Consider the following 17,899-nt stretch of genomic DNA (forward strand, 5'->3'; position numbering starts at 1 on the left):
CCCAGCCGACCTCACGGAGATTCCCGAGATGCAGTGGTTAGCCCGCGTTTGCGTTCAACGCCCCGTTTTTGCCAGCGTGCTGATGCTCGTCATCGTCGTCTTGGGCGTCGTGGGCTACACACGGCTCGGCGTCGACCAGTTCCCGAACGTCGACTTGCCCTTCATCATCGTCACGACGCGCCTCGACGGCGCCTCGCCCGACGAGGTCGAGACCGACATCACCGACAAGATCGAAGGAGCCATCAACACCATCGACGGCGTCGACGAGCTTCGTTCGACGTCGGCGGAAGGATTTTCGCAGGTCGCCGTCGCCTTCAAGTTGGAGAAGAACACCGACGTCGCAGCGCAAGACGTACGCGACAAGATCAACAACGTGCTTCGCGATCTCCCCAAAGGCATCGACCCGCCCATCGTGAGCAAGGTTGATCCGCAGTCGGCGCCGATCATGCTCATCGCGCTCCGGTCCCCTCGCCCCGTCCGCGAGGTGACGGAGGTCGCCGACAAGCGGGTGCGCCGCCAGATCGAGACCATCTCGGGTGTCGGCCAGGTCACCCTCGTCGGCGGGCGTTCGCGGCAAATACACATTTGGCTCGACCCGGTGGCGCTCCGCGCGCGCAACCTCTCCGCCGTCGACGTGCAGCGGGCGCTCGCGTCGCAGAACCTCTCCACCCCCGGCGGCAGCATCGAGACGGGCCCACAGACCATCACCCTTCGCATCGAAGGCCGCGTCGATTCCGTCGACGCCATCGGCCGCATCGTTGTGCGCGAGCAGCGCGGCGAATTCGTCCGCGTCAGCGACGTGGCCAGGGTGGAAGACGGTCAAGAGGAGCTTACGAGCGTCGCGTCGTACGACGGCGAGCGCACCGTCGTCTTGCAGGTCCGCAAGCAGTCGGGCACCAACACCGTCGCCACCGTCGACGCCGTCACGAAGCGACTCGACGAGGTGCGCCGAACGCTGCCGGCGGGCATGAAGCTCGAGGTCATCCGCGACAACTCGGCGAGCATCCGCACGGGCCTCGCTGCCGTCGAAGAACACTTGGTCCTTGGCGCCCTCTTGGCGGCGATGGTCGTCCTGTTCTTTCTCGGAAACGCGCGGAGCACGCTCATCGCCGCCGTGGCCATCCCGATCTCGATCATCGGGACCTTCGCGTTCATGTGGCCCCTCGGCTACTCGCTCAACATGCTGACGCTGCTGGCGCTGGCGCTCGCCGTCGGCATCGTCATCGACGACGCCATCGTCGTGCTCGAGAACATCGTTCGCTTCATCGAAGAGAAGAAGATGAAGCCCTTTCCGGCGGCGGTCCTGGCGACGCGCGAGATCGGCCTCGCCGTTTTGGCGACGACGCTCTCGCTCATGGCCGTGTTTATCCCCGTCGCCTTCGTCGGCGGCGTGCCGGGCCGCTTCCTGAAGAACTTCGGCTTCACCATGGCCATCGCCGTCGGCGTCTCGCTCGTGGTCAGCTTCTCGTTGACGCCGATGCTCAGCGCTCGCTTCCTCGGCGGAGAAGGTCACGGGACCGGCTTCTTGGCGAAGATCGTCGACTTCGGCTACCGCCCCATCGAGCGCGTCTACATGGCCATCTTGCGCTGGTCCATGAGGCATCGCTGGGTCATCGTCGCCGCGTCGGTTCTGACGCTCGGTTCGTGCGTACCGCTCGCGAAGAAGGTCCCCAAAGGCTTCTTGCCGACCGACGACCAGGCGCAGTTCGAGGTGAGCCTGCGCGCGCCGGAGGGCACCAGCGCAGAGGAGACGGCCCTCATCGCGGAGCGCGTCGCGCAAGACGTTCGAAGCCTGCCCGGCGTGGCGCACACCGTCGTGACGGTCGCCGGCGGCGATCAGAAGACCGTAAACCTCGCGACCATCTACGCAGCCATGGTGGACCCTAAGGCGAGAACGGTGACCCAGCTCCAAGTCATGGACATGGCGCGCAAGCAGGTCCTCGCGAAGCTTCCCCCAACGCTCCGCGTGAGCGTCGGTGAGGTCGCGGCCTTCTCCACGGGCGCGTCGAGCGCGGCGGTCCAATACGTGCTCGCGGGGCCTGATCTGCGGAAGCTCGAGGAGATGGCGACGCGCATGAGCGAGGCCATCAAGAAGAACCCCGCCGTCGTCGACTTCGACACGAACCTCATCGTCGGCAACCCCGAGGTTCGCGTCTCCATCGACCGCGACCGCGCCGCCGACCTCGGCGTGAACGTGGCCGACGTGGCCGAGAGCTTGCGCATGCTGGTGGCCGGCATGAAGGTCTCGACCTTCCCCGAACACGGCGAGGAGTACGACATTCGTCTTCGCGCCGACCAAGCGTTTCGCCGCGACACCGGCACGCTGACGCAAATGACGGTTCCTTCGCGCAAGTACGGCACCGTACCGCTCGCTTCCGTCGTGCGCGCGCAGGAAGGAAGCGGACCGTCCCAGATCAACCGCCTCGGTCGACAGAGGCAGGTGACCTTCATGGCCAACGTGGCGCCCGGCTCCGGCGAGAGTGACGTCGTGACGGCGATGCAGAAGGCCTTCGACGAGGCCGGCGCGGGTATCGAATACCGCCTGGTGCCAACGGGGCGCTCGAAGTCCTCGTCGGAGCTCGGCCGGGGCTTCGCTTTGGCTTTCTCGCTCTCCTTCGTCTTCATGTTCTTGATCCTCGCGGCGCAGTTCGAGTCCTGGTCGCAGCCGCTGATCATCCTCCTCTCGCTACCGCTCACGGTCCCCTTCGCGCTGATGTCACTCGTGCTCTTCGGCCAGGGATTGAACCTCTTCTCGGCGCTCGGCGTGCTGGTGCTCTTCGGCGTCGTGAAGAAGAACTCGATCTTGCAGATCGATCACACCAACCACTTGCGGTCGCTCGGCAAGCCGCGCCTCGAGGCGATCCTCGAAGCGAACCGCGACCGCTTGCGCCCCATCTTGATGACGACCATCGCCTTCGTGGCGGGCATGTTGCCGCTGGCGACGTCGCGCGGGATCGGCTCCGGCAACAACCGCAACATCGCCGGCATCGTCATCGGCGGGCAGACGTTCTCGCTCCTCTTGACGCTGCTCGCGGTGCCGGTCGCGTATTCGCTCTTCGACGACGTGGTCGCCTGGGGCCGTCGCCACCGGGCGCGCCGCGAAGTGGACCGCGGCGAAGCGGAGCTCGCGCGCATTCTCGGCCCAGCGACCCCGGAAGGAGCGACGGCCGAGGAGTAGGGGCGAGTGGGGGGCGACGACGCGAGGAATCCTTAGCGTTGGCGCATGACGCGCCGTAGCCTCGGGCGATGCGCACTCGTCGAATCGCCCTCCTGGGCGCGGTCCTCGGTCTCGGTACCTTCGCAGCATGTGGCTCCGAGTCGGGCGGAGGAACGACCGAGGACGCTGGGCTTACGATTCCTGCAGCGGACGCCAAGGCGGACTCGACCTCGGCGAGCGACGCCGGCCGCGAGGCCGCTTCCTCAAGTGACGCGTCTTCCGACGTCGCCCTCGCCGACACCTCAGTGCCCGATGCCGCCGATGCCTCGCTCGACGCAGGGCCCGCGTGCGACGCGGGGGCGACGTGTTTCGGAAACGCGGGCGCGCCGTGCCGCGTGGGCGTCACCTCCTGCGCCGACGGAGGCGCCACATGCGTCGACGGCCCGCCCGTCGACGACGGCACCGTGTGCGCAGGGCCCGACGGCGGCGCGCGACTCTGCACCGCTGGCGCATGCCTCGCACCGACCGTCGTTTCAGGAAACGTCAACCTGTCGACGGCCACGCTGACGCCGGGGCGCACGTGCGTGTCCGAAGCTCCTGCCTTCGACGTGACGGGCCTCACCGCCACCACCGCAACCGTTGCCGCGGCCCCCACCGGCGACTGCCTGGTGACCGGCGACGAGGTCCTCTTGGTGAACCTGCAGGGAGCTGGCGCGGCGCCGAACACGGGGAATTGGGAGCTGCTCAAGGTCGCAGGGGTGTCGGGCTCGACGGTGACCTTCACGGCGCCCAAGACGCGCGACTACGGCGGCGCGAGCGATGGCGGCACCGGCGACACCAACATCGGCGGTGGTGCGACGGAGCAGAAGGTCGCGCTCGTACGTCTCCCGCAGCTCGGACACCTCACGGTCAACGCGGGAACGACGCTGACGGCGGCGCCATGGAACGGAAAGACCGGCGGCATCGTCGCCCTGCGCGCCGCGAAGCTTACCGTGAATGGCACGATCAGCGCGGCCGGCCTCGGCTATCGCTCCGGTCGTTGGAGCCGGGACGACACGAACTGCTCTGACAACGTTGCAACGGAGGCGGGCGAGTCGGTGGTGGGGCCGGCGCTCGTGAGCACGGCGAACAACGGCGGCGGCGCCGGCGGCATCTCCGCGCTCAATGGTGTGTCGTTCAACGGCGACACGCCGATGTGCGCGGGCTCGAGCCACGCCACGGCGGGCCAGGCCGGGAAGAACCCTAAGGGCCGAACGCTGGGAGGGCCCGGCGCGACCTACGGCGTGAACGACGGCACGAAGCTCACGATGGGCTCGGGCAACGCGGGCAACCTCACCTGCGACGTGACCGGCGCCGGGCCCTCGCTGGTACCAGCCTTCACCACGACGGCCGGCGGCATCGTGCTCTTGCTCGTCGGTCAGCTCGACGTCGGCGCGAGCGGCGTGGTCTCGGCGAAGGCCAACGACGAGAGCCGCGACACGGCGGCCTCCGGTGGCTACATCTTCATTCGCGGCGGCGCGCTGAACCTGGGCACCAATCGGCTCACCGCGGTCGGCGCCACGGCTACGTCGGTCAACGGTCCGTTCCTCGGCCAGACCGTCAAAGCTGGCGACGGGTACATCGTTCTCAAGGGTTCTACGGTCACTGGGACCACGACCCCGACGGCGAACGTCCTGCCCTGACAAATCACGAAGGGCGCGTGCGCTCGACCCCGCCATTCGGGCGCGACGCCCTGGTCACTGTCCGATTGACACGAGGACGCGCTCCCCAGAGCATGCGGGCATGCGTCGCGCGCGTCTCACACTTCTTTGCGTTCATGTTGTTTTGGGCCTGGGTCTCGCCGCCGCTTGCGGCGACACGGACGAGCCTCCCGCCCCCCCCGGCGTGGATGCCGGCACCCTCGACGTCAACGTTCCGAAGACCGAGGGTGGCGCCGGGGATGCGACGGCCGCCTTGGACAGCGCGACGGGTAATGACGCCACGGCAAACGACGCCGCAGCGGACGCAAAGAACGACGGCACGGTGGCGGACGCGGGCAGCGACGTCACCACCGATGCGGCGACCGATGCTCTCGTGAGCGACGCTGGCGACGCGGGCTGTGCCCTACCGCCCTCGGGCATCGTCGGCTGGTGGACTGGCGACGATACGACCAACGATCGCACCGGCAACCACAACATGACGGTCGTTGGCTCCGTGCCCTACGTGGCCGGCATGGTCGGCAACGGCTTCAGCCTCACGCCGGGCAACTACCTGACGCGCCCCCATGTGGCGGCCATTGCCTTGACCTCGGCGTACACCATCGAAGCGTGGGTCAAGGTGACGGCGACCGGCGGCCGCATCGTCGACCACATCACCGCCAGCATTCCCAACGGGTACCTGCTCGACACCTACCCGCAAAACGTACGCGCGTACGCCGGGACGGTCTTCGCGGGCGGAACCACGACGCTAGCGCTCAACACGTGGCACCACCTCGCCGCAGTCTTCGACGGCGACGCCATCGATGGCGGCCCCGACGGTGGCGTGGGGACTTTGAAGGTCTACCGAAACGGCATCCTCGAAGGCACGGTCACCGCCACGAGCCCCGCCGTGACGAACACCAAGCCACTCCGCATCGGCGCAGACTCGAACGGCGCCAATTCGCTCAACGGAATCGCCGACGAAGTCACGATCTATGATCGCCCTCTGTCCGAGGCAGAGCTCAAGGCCATCTTCAACGCGGGAGCCTTGGGCAAGTGCAAGTAGACGCCCTGCGCCCGGACGTGTCGCCGCTGCTACTCCTCTTGCGGCCGCGCCTACAAGAGCGGGACATCGTCGGCATCGTCGACGAGGACGTATTGAAACTCCGGACCGACGAGCGCTGCGAAGGCGCGCATCTGGTCGGCGGGTAACACCTGGCACCCGACGGCGGGTGGAGCGTCCTCGCCCTGATGAAACAAGATCGCCGTCTGATAGTCGCCACGCGCCTCCGAGGCGGCGCGCTCCGCGGATGAATACTCTTCGTCTTGGTTCGTGTTCCGCCAAGCGGGAATCCGTTCGCCGGCCCCGGAAGCCGGCAGGAGGTGAAAGGTCGGCGCGCCCCCGATGTTGCGCGACGCCTCGCGGAGCACCGCACGGTACACGCCAGGCCGGATCATCCCGATGTCACGGCGCCCGTCGCGATCAACGTCGGGGACGCTCGCCGAGCGCTGCTCCCAGGGGTGCGTCGACGCACGAAAGGGCGTAGCGACGCCACGAGCGAGGACAACCACCACGTCGTCGTAGGCCCGCGTCGCGCGCGTGGCGTGACGGGCGCCCTCGGCGTCGCGCCCGCGGACGCCGATGACAACGACGCCGCGCCCGGGCTGTGCGCCGCGCGACTCGGCGAGCCGGCTCCAGGGTGCGAGCTCGAGCGTGGCGCCGTCCTCAGGCTCGGGACGCTCGCCGCCGCACGCCGCGACGGTGAACGAAATGACGAAGGCCAAGGCCGCTCTTACGCTCGGGCTCATGCCTGAACCGGAGCAAGCGCCGGACCACGCTGGCGCTCGGGCGGAAACGCTCGCGGAGCCGCGAGGCGGCCCGCGGTGACTGGTGCACGGGGCCAGGAGCCTTTACGCATTTCGGGACTCGCGCCCCCTTGCCGCCGCGGGCGAAAAATTGGGCGCTCGGCCTTGCGTCGCCGCAAAAGCCGACTAGTCCTCGTGCTCGCAAAGCGAATGCAGCCGGTCGACTTTTTTGCCCCTCCAGCGCCCCCTCTCCAAGGTCAGGCGCCCCTCGAGCCCCGGCTCCATGAGAAGGTCTGGCTCGTGTGCCTTCCTGGCGAAGAGCCCATCGGGCCTGTCTCCGCCGATCAGCTCGCCCGCGGTGTGCGCGCAGGCAAGGTGCCGAGCGACGCGCGCGCCAAGCACGTCGGAGACACCTTCTGGAGCGATCTTCTCGATTTGCCTGACTTCATCTTGGCTCTCAAGGCCGTGAGTGCCGAGAGCGCTCCGCCTCCCCCGCCGCCATCGCTCGCCATTTCAACGCGGCAGTTCATGGTGTGGGTCGAAGGCGCCGAGCCCGTGGGTCCCGTTTCGGCCGATCAGATCGCTCGCGGCATTCGCGCCGGCAAGGTTCCGCCGGATGCCGCCCTACAGCGCGTCGACGACCTTTTCGCCTGCGACGTGCTCGACGAGCCGGACGTCATCGCAGCGCTCAAGGCTCTTTAGGAGCGCCGCGGGGCAGACGCGCATTCTGCCCTTCGACGCGGAGACGCGGGGGCCTAAGCTTCCCTGATGGCCCTCCAAGAACGGCCCCACGCTCCCGCTCCCAAGAAGGGGAGCGCGCTGAAGGTCATCCTCGTGCTCGCAGCCGCGTTGGTCGCCATCGGGGCGGTTCTCGCGGGGGCCATCGTCTTCGGGCTCAGTCGCGGTCAGGGTGGCGACGACGTGGGCGATCTGGACGCGCTCCAAGCGGTGCAGGCGCAGCTCCGGCCCCTCGACGCGTGCGATCTGCAATACAACACGCACGCGAGCAGGCACCAGTACCTCAACAACATGATCGCGGTGCAGCCCTGCAGCGGGAACTCGTTCCTGAAGCCGCGCGTGCTCATCCCGGTTCCCGCCAACTGGCCCTACAAGAAGCTTCGCTTCGGAGGGCGCCGCTTCTCGCAACACTTTCGCTGGACCATCGAAGTCGACCGCGCGTCGGTGCCGTTCCAGGATCTCGTCGCCGCCCTCGAGAGCATGGCGCCGACGATCGTGGCCACCTACCCCGGCGAGCTCGCGCGAAAGCTCGCGGAGGAAGCCAACGCCAAGCAGAAGTACGAAGCGGATCTCGAAGAGCGGCGTCGCGCGGGAGAGAAGGCGAAGGAGACGTACCCTTCGAAGTGAGGATGGCGGCCGTCGGAGGACGCGAGCGTCACCGCGCCTCGCACCTCAGAACGTCAGCTTCGCGCCTGCGAGCACCCAGCGTGGCGCGTTGGGACGTGCGCCGAAAGGCCGCCGCGACGTAATGACCTGCTCGTCCAAGAGGTTTCGCACGTTGCCGTAAACCGAGAGCCGCTCGGTGATGTGAAAGCGCGCTCCCAAGTCGACCATGAACGAGGCGTCGGTGTGGAGGCGCTCCTCGATGGGACCTTTGCCAGCCTCTTCACGCATCTTGCCGCCGTACGTGAAGGCCACGTTGCCGGCGGCGCGAGCGTGTTCGACGCCGGCGCGCAGCGCGAGCTGATGGCGCGGCACGTAAGGCACCTCGTCGCCTGCTTGAACGCGTCCGTAGATCGGGTCCTCCGACGTAAACGTCTCCAAAAATTCGGAGCGCGTGAGCGTGTAGGACCCCGTCACGGGAAACTTCAACGGACCCACCGGCAGCTCGTGCTCCACGAACGCCTCGAGACCGTAGACGCGGGCCGCTCCCGCGTTGAACTGCGCGTCCAGGTTGGCGGCACGGCACCCGCTCGCGAGCGTGCAGACATCGGTCAGGTTCGAGTAGTCGTTGAGAAAGCCGATGACCTCCGCGCGCGCGGCGCCGCGCACGAAACGCGCCCCGCCTTCGTAGTTCACGCTGAGTTCGGGCTTTGGATCACCGCCCGGCGCCGCAGGACTGAAGCCGCGGTACGCGCCGGCGAGGAGCCCGAAGTCCCGCGTGAGCGACACGAACGCGCCGGCGCCGGGAAGGAAGACGCTCGTCAGTCGTTTGGTGGTCACCTGGGTGATCTTGTCGATGAGCGTGGGGCGCATCACCTCGAAACGAACCCCCGGCGTCAACGTGAGCGGGCCCCACGTCACGGCGTCGGCGGCGTGAACCGCGAGCACCTCCGTCGAGGCTTCATTGAAGGCGGTCACCACGGTGGCCGAGCCTTCGGGGATGAGGTCGCCGCGCACGATGCGGAACGCGTCTTCGCTATGGCGACGCTCGATGCGATCTTGATGGAGGCGAAGGCCGTACTCGAAGCGATGGGCCAAGGGGCCGCTCTTTCCTTCCCAACGCAGCACCGTCTGCACGCCTTGGCTCACGTAGTCGCGCGCGTTGGGTCCGACGAGGAGTGCCTCGCCGGGGCTCGAGCCTTCGCCTACACCTCGCAAGAGGCCCGCGTAGACGGCGTTTTGGCCCGCGTCCGGTGCGCGGAGCACGGAGAAGAGATCGGCGCCGCGGAAGCCGTTGACCTTGCGCCACGTCCTCGCGATGTCGTTCCGGTAGGCCGTCGTCGTCAAGACGAGCTTGCGCGGGATCACCGATGCCACGTGGCTTACGGCCAGCGCCGTGCGGAAGCTCCGCATGCGATCGAGCTCGCTCACCGAATAGCGCGCGTTGGGGTTGTTCCGAAAGTCCGCGTCGCTGAGGCCCAGGTAGCTCTCGTTCGAGATCTCGTCCGAGTAGGTGAACTTGACCTTGATCTCTTGGGGCGAGCGCGCCGCCGGATCCACGACGTAGTAACCCTTCGCCATCACCTCGTTCCGCGCGAAGCCGGTGTCGGCTCCGCTCGGCAGCGCCTTGAACCCCGACGAACCGAGGTGCGCGCCTTCGAGCATGAGCCCCATCTTCTCGTCGCCGGTGCCTGCGTAGGCGTGGAGCTTGTTGTACCCGTAGGCACCGGCTGCGCCGTCCAGTGAGCCTGAAGGCGTGGCGGGCACAGCTCGCGTAACAAGATCGATGGCGCCGGCGACGGTCTGCGGACCGTGCACGATCGCTGCCGGCCCCTTGACGACGCGGATGGCGGTCATGCGCATCACCAAAGGAAAGTAGTACGCGGCAGGCGCCGAATAGGGCGCGGGAGCAAAGGGCACGCCGTCTTCCAAGAGCGCGACCTTCTTGCTGCGATCGGGGTTCACGCCGCGAATGCCGATGTTGGGGCGCAGGCCCACGCCGTCCTCGCCACGCGAGTAGACGCCGGGGACCTCTGCGAGGACCGCGTGCGCGTCGTCGTAGCTTTGTCTCGCGAGCTTCTTCTCGCCGAGCACATGCGCGGAGCCGGCGGTGCGCGCCACGCGCGTGCCGACGACGGTTACCTCCTGCTCGGCTCCCTTGTCGTCGCTCGACGCTGCGGCGGGCGGACCAACGGGTGCTGCAGCGGGCGCCTTGGCAGGGCCCGGGGCCGTCGACGCGGGGGTCACCGGCTCCGTGGGCAGGACCTCTCGCGCTGCCGAGCCGGGCTCGTCGCCATGGTCGGCTCGGGCGACGCTCACCACCATCAGCGCACTCACGATGCCAAGCGAACAGAGCGCCTTCGGTGCACGGTTCTCCGAGGCCTTCACAGCGGCCTCACGTGCGGCGGCCTTTGTGCGGGCGCCGGAAGAATCCACGAAGCGATGGCGAGACCGTCATCGACCTCGCTCAAGTCGACCTCGGGGTCGACGAGGCGCGCCAAGGGCCGGCCGTTCAGCGACGCTAACGCGTCGACGTGCACGGCGACGGGCCCCACGCCGCGCGCTTCGAAGTCACGCTTGATGTGACGAGCAAGCTGGGCGATGAGATCCGGCTGCCCTGCCATCTCGCGCTCCTGGAGCGGCGTCAGGTAGCGCCCGGGGCTCACGTGCCAGATCTTGCCGGCGGGCTTGCCAGCGGCCTTGCCGTCAGCCTGGCCGTCGTCCTTGCTCGCTGCCTTCTGTTGAACGACGAACGTCACGCTACCGTTCTTTTCGCGCACCATCACGCGCCACGAGAAGCGCATGCCCTGCTCGTGCCAGCGAACGTTGCCGCCGTAGGCCAAGAAGCGGAGCGGGAGGACGAGCTGGCAGAGCGCGTACGCGGCGAGGACGGCCCATGCAGCCACGCGCCATCGCGCGCCGAGGGCGACCGGCGCCAGCCCGGCGATGGCACCATGCGCGGGCGCGAGGCATCGACGAGGCCGCGCCGCGCCGAAGCGGCGCACCCACGCGACCACGTGCCGCGGCCAATCGGGCGGGAAGAACACCAGCGCCGCGAGCACCATGATGACGGGGAACATGCCAATGGGAAACAGCGTGCGCGTGACAACGTGAAACACGACGACGACGGCGTAGGCGAACGGTCGCACGCGCTTCAAAAGGAGGAGCCAGGCGATGCTGGTGTCGAAGAGAAACCCGGCCCAGCTCATGAGGTAAGGCGCGGCGGCGTGGGAAAACAGCGGCCCCAAGAGCGGCAGGTCGGTGCGCGACGAGAGCCAGATGCGGAGCGGCTGCGCATCGAGGAGCCAATCGGCGTGCAGCTTCGCGATGCCGGCGAACGTGTACACCACGGCCACTTGAAACCGGAAGACGTAGAGCCACACGACGCGGACTCCGTCCACCGCCGTGCCCCGGGCCTCTTCCGGGGCGTGGCCACGGCGGCGCCGCGCGAGCCACGCATCCACCGAGTAGGCACGGTGCGCCGGCGACACCGCCAAGAGGAGCGCGAGCAGCGCCGCGAGGTAGTAGTGATTCAGGTACGTCGCGACGTCGAGGAGCTGCACGTAGGTGAACAGCACGACGAAGGCGAAGGCGGCGGCGCGATAGAAGAGCCCCACCGCCATCGCGAGGGCGAGGACCGCGAGGGTCCAGAAGGCGGCGTGCATGCCCCAAGGCCCGAGGGGCTTCACCCACTCGAAGCCCAGGTACGAGAAGTGGAACGTGGGCTTGACCCAGAAGTCGTCGATCCATCCGTACGCCAAGAAGCGGATTGCGCTTACGGCCATCACGACGCCAAAGAGCGCGCGAAAGGCCGCAAGCCACGCGATGTCGACGCGCTTGTCGAACATGGGCTCGAAGGAGAGACGCACTTAGTCGTTGTCCCCTTCCGAGCTCTTCGGAAGCTCGAGGTTGAGCACCGTCACGAACTCGGTCTTCAGCAGATCGGTGAGCGCTTTGATGTCGGTGTGGAGCTGCACCACGCGCTTCGCGTCGGCGCCGAGCACGTCTTCCATCGACGGCTCGAGGCTCGCCGCGGTGGCCTCGGCGGTGGCGAGGGCCACGAACATTCGATCGGCAACGCCGCCGGCGCCGGCGGCCCTGAGCCAGTCGTCGAAGCCGAAGCCGGAGCCGTCGTCGGCGCAGCCTTGAAACACCTTGCGGAAGCCGAGGAGGTTCTGCCTAAGGTGTGAGAGCGAGGCCCGCGCGTAGGGCGCTTCCAGCGCTTCGGGGCAGGTGGCCGTGAAGCAATCGACGAGGCCCACGGGCCTGCCCACTTTGAGATCCTTCACCTCGACGTCGAGGTAGAAGAGCGCGTTGCTGACGGCGTTGAGGCCGTCTTGCTCTCTCGCGTAGACGGCGCTGCCGTTGCCCGCGAGGGAGAGCTCCCGATGAAAGTTTCCGCGCGCCGGGTCCCAGGCCGTGAGCAACTCGACGGCGCGGTCGGCGATCACGTCGGCGGAAGCGGCCGCGTAGGCGACGCGGCGACCGGCGAGGACGGAAGGTGAGAGCGCGGCCCAGCTCCCCGACGCGTTGATGGTGGAGACGCTGGTGCACGCGTTGCCCGTCCCCGCCGCGAACAAGAGGTATTCGACGACGCCGACGCCGCGCGCGCTCACCACCGACGAGGAGAACGTGGGCGCCAGGTAGCTCGTGGCGACGAGCTGCTCGTCCACCATGCAGCGGTTGACGAGCGGCCAAGCGGAGAGCTCGTCGCGCAGGCCCTTGCCGCCGGGTTCGGCGGCGCGCGCCAAGGGTCCCAGCCGGTGAAGCTCGAGGAGCTGGAACGAAGCCGCCGCCTCGCGCCACGCGTCCTTGGTCTGTGCGGACTGGGCGGGGCTCGCGTCGGCGACGTGGGCGCGCGCCGCGACCTTTAGCGCTTGCGCCTTGGCCTCGAAGTCCTTCACGTGGCGGAGCGCGCAGTCGGCCGAGGCGCGCAAGAGGTTCGCCTTGCTAAACGCCTCCGCCGGCGGCGGCGGCTCGGGAGGCAATTGCGATGGTGGCGGTGACACCGTCGGGATCGTCGTCGCGACGGGCTTCGCCTGGCCCGTGAAGACGTTCTCCCGCGGCGGGGGCTTGCGACAAGAGGCGAGCCCTGACACCAGCAGAAGCGCGAGCATCGCGCGCGTGGCGCCGGCTCCGTGCTGTGGACGGAACATCAGAGGCCCGTGGGGAGGACGAGCAGCACAGCGTCGTCGTCACCGCTCACGGGGGCTCCGGCGACGCCCACCGACGCGAAGCGTTTGCCATCGGGTGCCACGGCGGTGGCCCAGAAGAAGTCCGCCGTACCGCCGAGGTCATAGAGGCGGTACCCACCGGGGCCGAAGGTTGTGTCGGGGAGCCCCGCCGGCGTGAGCATCGCGATCATGCCGTCGCTGTTGGCGGCCGTCGGGCGGCCCCCGCCAACGATCACGATTCGCCCGTCGGGAAGCACGGTGACGGCGCGCGCGTTGTCGGTCTCTCCCGCGACGTCGATGCGCGCGTGCCCCCCGTCGGCTCCGTAGGTCAGATCGCGACCACCATCGCCGAGGATGCGAAGCGAGACCCAATCCGTCGACTCCGAGGAGCCGTTGCGGCCGTACCCCGCGGTCACGAAATTGTTGCCCTGAGGCGCCGTACCGTAGACCTCCGTCACCGACTGCAACACCACCTCGTTGTAGATTCCGCCGACGCCGAAGGTGGTGTCGAGGACCCCCGCGGCCGTGAGCTTGAAGACGACGGGACTCACGATGCTGTTCGCGTCGCGCATGTAGCCGCTCATCACCACGCTGCCGTCGCCGAGCACCGTCACCGAGCGCGGACTCGCGCTCAAGTTGCCGATGTCGAGCGTTGCCACGCCGTCACCGTCGAAGGTGTTGTCGCGAGCGCCGTTGGCTTCGAGGCGCACGACGGCGAAGTCCGTGTCGGCTCGCACGCCCCCATCGACGCTGGGTCCGGTGCCGCGAACCGCGCCGCTGACGACGAGTTTGTCACCGGCGCCAAGGGCCAAGCCCCACTGGGTGTCGGCGAGGTAAGTCGACCCCGCCACTTCGCCGTCGGAGAGGTCCAAGATCACGACGCCCGTCGCCGCCGTCCCGAAGGTCGTGTCGGGCGTGCCGTTGGCGTTGAATCGCACGAGCGCGACGTCGCGATCGCGCGCGTCAGGGGCGGCGCCGTCGGCTTGCGGCGCCGTGTGTTCCACGGTGCCCGCCACGACGATCTTGCCGGTCGATTGCACGACGATGCCGCGCATGACCTCGCCGCCGCCGCCTGGCGCGACGTTGAGCACGGCGTAGCCGGAGTTTCCGAAGGTCGTGTCGAGGACGCCGGCGCCCGAGAACTTGGCGACCACGGTGCGCAGATCGTCGGCCGCGTCGGTCCCCGACGACAGGACGCCCACCGCGAAGATGTTCCCTTGCGGATCGTAGGTCACGCCGAAGAAGCGGTCGTGGGCTGTCGCGGACACGGCGACGACGGTCGGCGCGATCGCAGCCGCGTCGCCAGACGCATCCGCCGTCGCGCCCGCGTCCGAGGCGTCAGAGGACGCGTCCGTTCCGACGGAGCCGCCGTCGGCGTTGGCGCCGGCGTCCTGTGTCGGTTGGGCGGTTGAGTCGCCGACCGACGCGTCCGCGATGGCCGCGTCGCCTCCCGGCGTGGTGGTGGCCTCCTCGCTTTCGCAGGCAAAAACGAGTGAAAGGGAGAGCGTGAGGGACGTCGCGACGCGAGGCAGGAACGAGCGCATGCCGAACTTGATAATGAAAGTGACTTTCAATTGCAAGCCCTATCGTGGCGTCCTCGCGCGCCGCTTCAGGGCAGAGGCGCGTCAGAACTTCAGCGCGAGCGGCGCGGAGATGTGCGGCCCCGCGAGCACGTACGCCTGCCATGCTCCCGCGGGCTTTTCGGGCATGACGTCACGAACGTCGATGGAGAAGGTGGCGTCGACGAGGTCGCCGGGCCGCGGCGACGCTGCACCGGGCGATGACCACGGGAGCTCGATCGGCACCGAGACGGGCCTCGAGTGGTTCTTCGCAAAGAGCAGAACCTTCGCCTTCAGGGTCCCGCGGCCCGGCCCAACCATGTAGGGAGCGAGCGCAACGCGGACGTCGCCGTGGAGGACCAATCGACGCGCCTGCTGCTCGCCGAGCGAAAGAGCAGCGCCCGGGCCGCGCAGCGAAGAGACCCGACGTGCGCCGGTGAGGAGCGCATGGACGCGCTCGGCCGGCGGCGCGTCGCTGGAGCCCTTTTGCGTCGACGTCTCGACGACCACGTCGTTGGAGCGTTCATCGAACGAGAGGAGGCGAAGCACCCACCGACCGGACCGCTTCGGAATCGCCTGGCCGCGTCGGTAGTCGAGCCAGACGAGGCCCGCGCTCGCCCCTTCACCCGGCGGAGGAGGAACACTGCCCGGCGGACGCGGCGGCGGACGCGGCGCGGGAGCCGGCATCGGCTCGGACTCCACATCCCCCTCGCCGTGTTTCGACGAATCCGGCTCAAGGGCTCGCGCCACGAAGACGTCGCCGCGTTCGAGATCGGTGGCCACGAGGGTCGCGTTGCGGATGAACGGCGCGTCTTCGCGCGGGACGCCGGCGCGCACGACGAAGGCGTGGAGCGCGTCGGCGGCATCGAGGTCCACGCGCCGCGGGGCGGCGAGCATGAGCCCGCTAAAGTCGAGCTCCATGGCGGCGGCCGGCAGCGACTCGATGCGCGGATCTTCACGGCGGCGGGCGCCGAGGAAAGCTTCGTCGGGGATCGCGGCGACTCTTCGTGCAAACGGGTGGCTCATGTCGACTCGGACCTCTGGCGCGCTGCGCGGGGGAACGCTAAGGGGAGCGCTAGGGGAAAGAGGCCCAGCGCCCGCGTCGCTCGGAGACGCGGCGGACGGCGTGAGGCTCTCATGTTGAGCAGGCCCCCGAGCGCAGCCCAGCGCGCCACCCAGAACGCAGACGGCCGTCGTCAGCACGGCAGACCAGGTGCTCTGCGCGAACGAGCTCGCGTGAACGCGTGAAGGGTTCATCGGCGCGAAGGGTATCAGGTCGCGTTCGAAGCGCGCGCCAGCGGCCGATCCAGGCGACGCGCTGCGACGCCATCGCGTCACGACACCCGACGACGCGGAGGGCAGCGGTTCTGAAAACCGCCGTGGATGCAAGTCCACCGGGAGCTCGAGGCTCCGAGCTCTGGCTCGCGCAGCGAGACAGCAAGCGTAGGAGGCGGGGAGCGAAGCGGACCGCACATCTCTCCTCCTCCGCCGATCTGTTGAAGGCGTCCGAGTTTTAAGGAAGGGCCGCGGATCACTCGGCGTATGCCGGAGGACGATGAGCGACTACCAGAAGGTTACGGTCAAGGCGATCGACGCCGCGAGCAAGACGGTCACGATCGAAGTAGAAGAGAGTGGCGAGAGCCGCGCGCTCTCGAGTCTCTTCGACGAAGGTGCACGTCGTGGCATCGACGACGACAAAGAACGCGCTTCCCCGGGGGACTGGCGGAAGATCGCCGCGATGCTGCTTCTCGACGAGAAGGCGCGTGAAGGAGAGATCGAGGAGCCCGAAGACGGCCCCGATCCCGACGCCTTCGTCCAGAAGGTGGAGAAGATCGAGGCGACTCCCCTCGGGGAAGGGAGCTCGAACAACCCCATCTACCGTGCGACCCTCCGGGTGACGGTGAAGAAGGCGTCACTCGCAAAGAAGTTCAAGGTGGGAGAGTCGTTCGGCGCGGTCGCCGATCCTGGCGGCGACTTCGACGAGCTCTTCGCGTGACCTCACGCACAGCTCGTTCGCGGCGCGCAAGGCTCTCGAGCGCGACTTGCGCCCCATCGACTCGCTCCCAGTTTTAGATCGCGTTTGCGCTTGCCGAGAAGCAGGCATCACCCTCGGCAACGATCCTTCCGTGACACGGCTCTGATCCGCGAAGCGCACGCAACCCGAGTCGAGCATCACGAGCCGCTCTTCTCGACGACCCCTACGGGTTGAACTCTTCCTTCGCGGGCTTCGGCGGCTCGGGCGTCTTCGGCGCTTCGGGCTTCACTTCCGGCTTGTCCGGCGGCTTGGGCGCCTCCGCAGGTTTGACGACCTCCGGTGGCTTCACCTTCGCGGGTTCCGGCGGCTTCGTCGGCTCCGGCGGCTTGGGTTTCGCCTCGCCTCCCTTGCTCGAAGGCTCGGCGGGCTTCGCACCGGGCTTTCCTCCCTTGGGCGCCTTCGCCGACGGTCGTGCCGCCGCCTCCGCGAGGTCCGTTCCGACGGCGCGACGGAGATCCGCCACGAAGTCCTCCGCTTCCCGCGAGAGGAGACGCGCTGACTTGGCGATCTCGCCCAACGACTCGTACGACGCGGCGAGCTCCGCTTCGACCTCCTTTGAGAAGCGCGACCCGCGACGCGAGAGGTCTTCGCGCACCTGCGGCTTGAGGGCGCGCCCATCTTTCAAGAGCAGCTCTACGCGCGCGGGGACGTCGCGGAGCGCCTTGCCGCGGTCGAGCTCGGCACGCGCGCAGGTCTCGAGGGTGCCGAAGAGGTTGCGCGACGCTTCGTCGACCTTGGATGGATTCTGAGCGACGACGCGCGCCTGCCCGTCGGTGACATCCATGCGGATGGTTCCGGCTTCCCGCGCCACGCCGAGCAGTCGCTCGTGCGTCGACTGGACCAAGGTCACGTCGGCGACGTCGGGGTCGAGCTTGAGCGTGTCGACGAGAGGCCTGCGCACCTCGGCTCGTTTTGCATCCCAGCCGCCGGCCGCTTGCTGCAGCGCATAGACCTCTTTGAAATACGGATCGTACTTCGCGTGCTCCGTCTCGAAGAGCTCGCCCGCGCGCACCTTCGACTCGGGCGGAATCAAGAAGGCGCAGCCGGCGTTGGCGCCGAGGCCAAGCAGGGCGGCGCCAACCAAGACGGCGGCACGCGCTCGTGTGAGCCAAGTTCGCGACGTCGTCATTGCGCCCATCTTTGTGGCCCTC

At 68.3% G+C, this 17,899-nt stretch carries 13 protein-coding genes; 6 read left to right on the top strand and 7 right to left on the bottom strand.

From position 1 onward, the window contains the following. Positions 1-28 precede the first annotated feature (28 nt). From IPG50_08330 to IPG50_08340, 3 genes are all read left to right on the top strand, one after another. Positions 29-3,178 carry an efflux RND transporter permease subunit gene (locus IPG50_08330; protein ID MBK6692198.1) on the top strand — a complete coding sequence of 1,050 codons (3,150 nt, stop codon included), beginning with the start codon at positions 29-31 and terminating at the stop codon, positions 3,176-3,178. A gap of 68 nt (positions 3,179-3,246) precedes the next feature. Next, positions 3,247-4,839: a hypothetical protein gene (locus IPG50_08335; GenBank protein MBK6692199.1), complete on the top strand. Its 1,593-nt coding sequence runs from the start codon at positions 3,247-3,249 to the stop codon at positions 4,837-4,839. Positions 4,840-4,939: 100 nt separating this feature from the next. Next, positions 4,940-5,899 (top strand): LamG domain-containing protein, encoded by a 960-nt coding sequence (locus IPG50_08340; protein MBK6692200.1) that lies wholly within the window; start codon positions 4,940-4,942, stop codon positions 5,897-5,899. Positions 5,900-5,949: 50 nt separating this feature from the next. On the opposite strand, the gene IPG50_08345 is transcribed toward IPG50_08340, so the two are convergent. Beyond that, positions 5,950-6,642 (bottom strand): hypothetical protein, encoded by a 693-nt coding sequence (locus tag IPG50_08345; GenBank protein ID MBK6692201.1) that lies wholly within the window; start codon positions 6,640-6,642, stop codon positions 5,950-5,952. Positions 6,643-6,834: 192 nt separating this feature from the next. Here IPG50_08345 and IPG50_08350 point away from each other — a divergent pair, with 192 nt between their 5' ends. Together IPG50_08350 and IPG50_08355 are read left to right on the top strand one after the other, a co-directional pair. After that, positions 6,835-7,341, top strand: a complete 507-nt coding sequence (locus tag IPG50_08350; GenBank protein MBK6692202.1) for a hypothetical protein — start codon at positions 6,835-6,837, stop codon at positions 7,339-7,341. Positions 7,342-7,407: 66 nt separating this feature from the next. Further along, positions 7,408-8,004 carry a hypothetical protein gene (locus IPG50_08355; protein MBK6692203.1) on the top strand — a complete coding sequence of 199 codons (597 nt, stop codon included), beginning with the start codon at positions 7,408-7,410 and terminating at the stop codon, positions 8,002-8,004. Between the two features lie 45 nt (positions 8,005-8,049). Here IPG50_08355 and IPG50_08360 read toward each other — a convergent pair whose 3' ends face one another. From IPG50_08360 to IPG50_08380, 5 genes are all read right to left on the bottom strand, one after another. Next, complete coding sequence (locus IPG50_08360; GenBank protein ID MBK6692204.1) at positions 8,050-10,305, bottom strand: TonB-dependent receptor; 2,256 nt, start codon at positions 10,303-10,305, stop codon at positions 8,050-8,052. 59 nt (positions 10,306-10,364) lie between these two features. After that, positions 10,365-11,828: an HTTM domain-containing protein gene (locus IPG50_08365; GenBank protein MBK6692205.1), complete on the bottom strand. Its 1,464-nt coding sequence runs from the start codon at positions 11,826-11,828 to the stop codon at positions 10,365-10,367. Positions 11,829-11,849: 21 nt separating this feature from the next. Then, positions 11,850-13,136: an imelysin family protein gene (locus IPG50_08370; protein MBK6692206.1), complete on the bottom strand. Its 1,287-nt coding sequence runs from the start codon at positions 13,134-13,136 to the stop codon at positions 11,850-11,852. Then, positions 13,136-14,698, bottom strand: a complete 1,563-nt coding sequence (locus IPG50_08375; GenBank protein MBK6692207.1) for a hypothetical protein — start codon at positions 14,696-14,698, stop codon at positions 13,136-13,138. The genes IPG50_08370 and IPG50_08375 overlap by 1 nt, the downstream gene beginning before the upstream one ends. Positions 14,699-14,779: 81 nt before the next feature. Beyond that, complete coding sequence (locus tag IPG50_08380; GenBank protein ID MBK6692208.1) at positions 14,780-15,739, bottom strand: hypothetical protein; 960 nt, start codon at positions 15,737-15,739, stop codon at positions 14,780-14,782. A 529-nt stretch (positions 15,740-16,268) separates the two neighbouring features. On the opposite strand from IPG50_08380, the gene IPG50_08385 reads away from it, so the two are divergent. Then, a complete protein-coding gene (locus IPG50_08385; GenBank protein MBK6692209.1) occupies positions 16,269-16,709 on the top strand; it encodes a hypothetical protein in 441 nt (146 codons plus the stop codon). Between the two features lie 202 nt (positions 16,710-16,911). On the opposite strand, the gene IPG50_08390 is transcribed toward IPG50_08385, so the two are convergent. Beyond that, positions 16,912-17,877 (bottom strand): hypothetical protein, encoded by a 966-nt coding sequence (locus IPG50_08390; GenBank protein ID MBK6692210.1) that lies wholly within the window; start codon positions 17,875-17,877, stop codon positions 16,912-16,914. Between the last annotated feature and the right edge of the window lie 22 nt (positions 17,878-17,899).

The organism is Myxococcales bacterium (assembly GCA_016703425.1).
Lineage (GTDB): Bacteria > Myxococcota_A > Polyangia > Polyangiales > Polyangiaceae > JADJCA01.

Coding starts and splice junctions, on each gene's coding strand:
- IPG50_08380 (MBK6692208.1), bottom strand. CDS start 15,739: ATGAGCCACCCGTTTGCACGAAGAGTCGCCGCGATCCCCGACGAAGCT.
- IPG50_08390 (MBK6692210.1), bottom strand. CDS start 17,877: ATGACGACGTCGCGAACTTGGCTCACACGAGCGCGTGCCGCCGTCTTG.
- IPG50_08365 (MBK6692205.1), bottom strand. CDS start 11,828: ATGTTCGACAAGCGCGTCGACATCGCGTGGCTTGCGGCCTTTCGCGCG.
- IPG50_08345 (MBK6692201.1), bottom strand. CDS start 6,642: ATGAGCCCGAGCGTAAGAGCGGCCTTGGCCTTCGTCATTTCGTTCACC.
- IPG50_08370 (MBK6692206.1), bottom strand. CDS start 13,136: ATGTTCCGTCCACAGCACGGAGCCGGCGCCACGCGCGCGATGCTCGCG.
- IPG50_08335 (MBK6692199.1), top strand. CDS start 3,247: ATGCGCACTCGTCGAATCGCCCTCCTGGGCGCGGTCCTCGGTCTCGGT.
- IPG50_08385 (MBK6692209.1), top strand. CDS start 16,269: ATGAGCGACTACCAGAAGGTTACGGTCAAGGCGATCGACGCCGCGAGC.
- IPG50_08340 (MBK6692200.1), top strand. CDS start 4,940: ATGCGTCGCGCGCGTCTCACACTTCTTTGCGTTCATGTTGTTTTGGGC.
- IPG50_08375 (MBK6692207.1), bottom strand. CDS start 14,698: ATGCGCTCGTTCCTGCCTCGCGTCGCGACGTCCCTCACGCTCTCCCTT.
- IPG50_08360 (MBK6692204.1), bottom strand. CDS start 10,305: ATGGTGGTGAGCGTCGCCCGAGCCGACCATGGCGACGAGCCCGGCTCG.
- IPG50_08330 (MBK6692198.1), top strand. CDS start 29: ATGCAGTGGTTAGCCCGCGTTTGCGTTCAACGCCCCGTTTTTGCCAGC.
- IPG50_08355 (MBK6692203.1), top strand. CDS start 7,408: ATGGCCCTCCAAGAACGGCCCCACGCTCCCGCTCCCAAGAAGGGGAGC.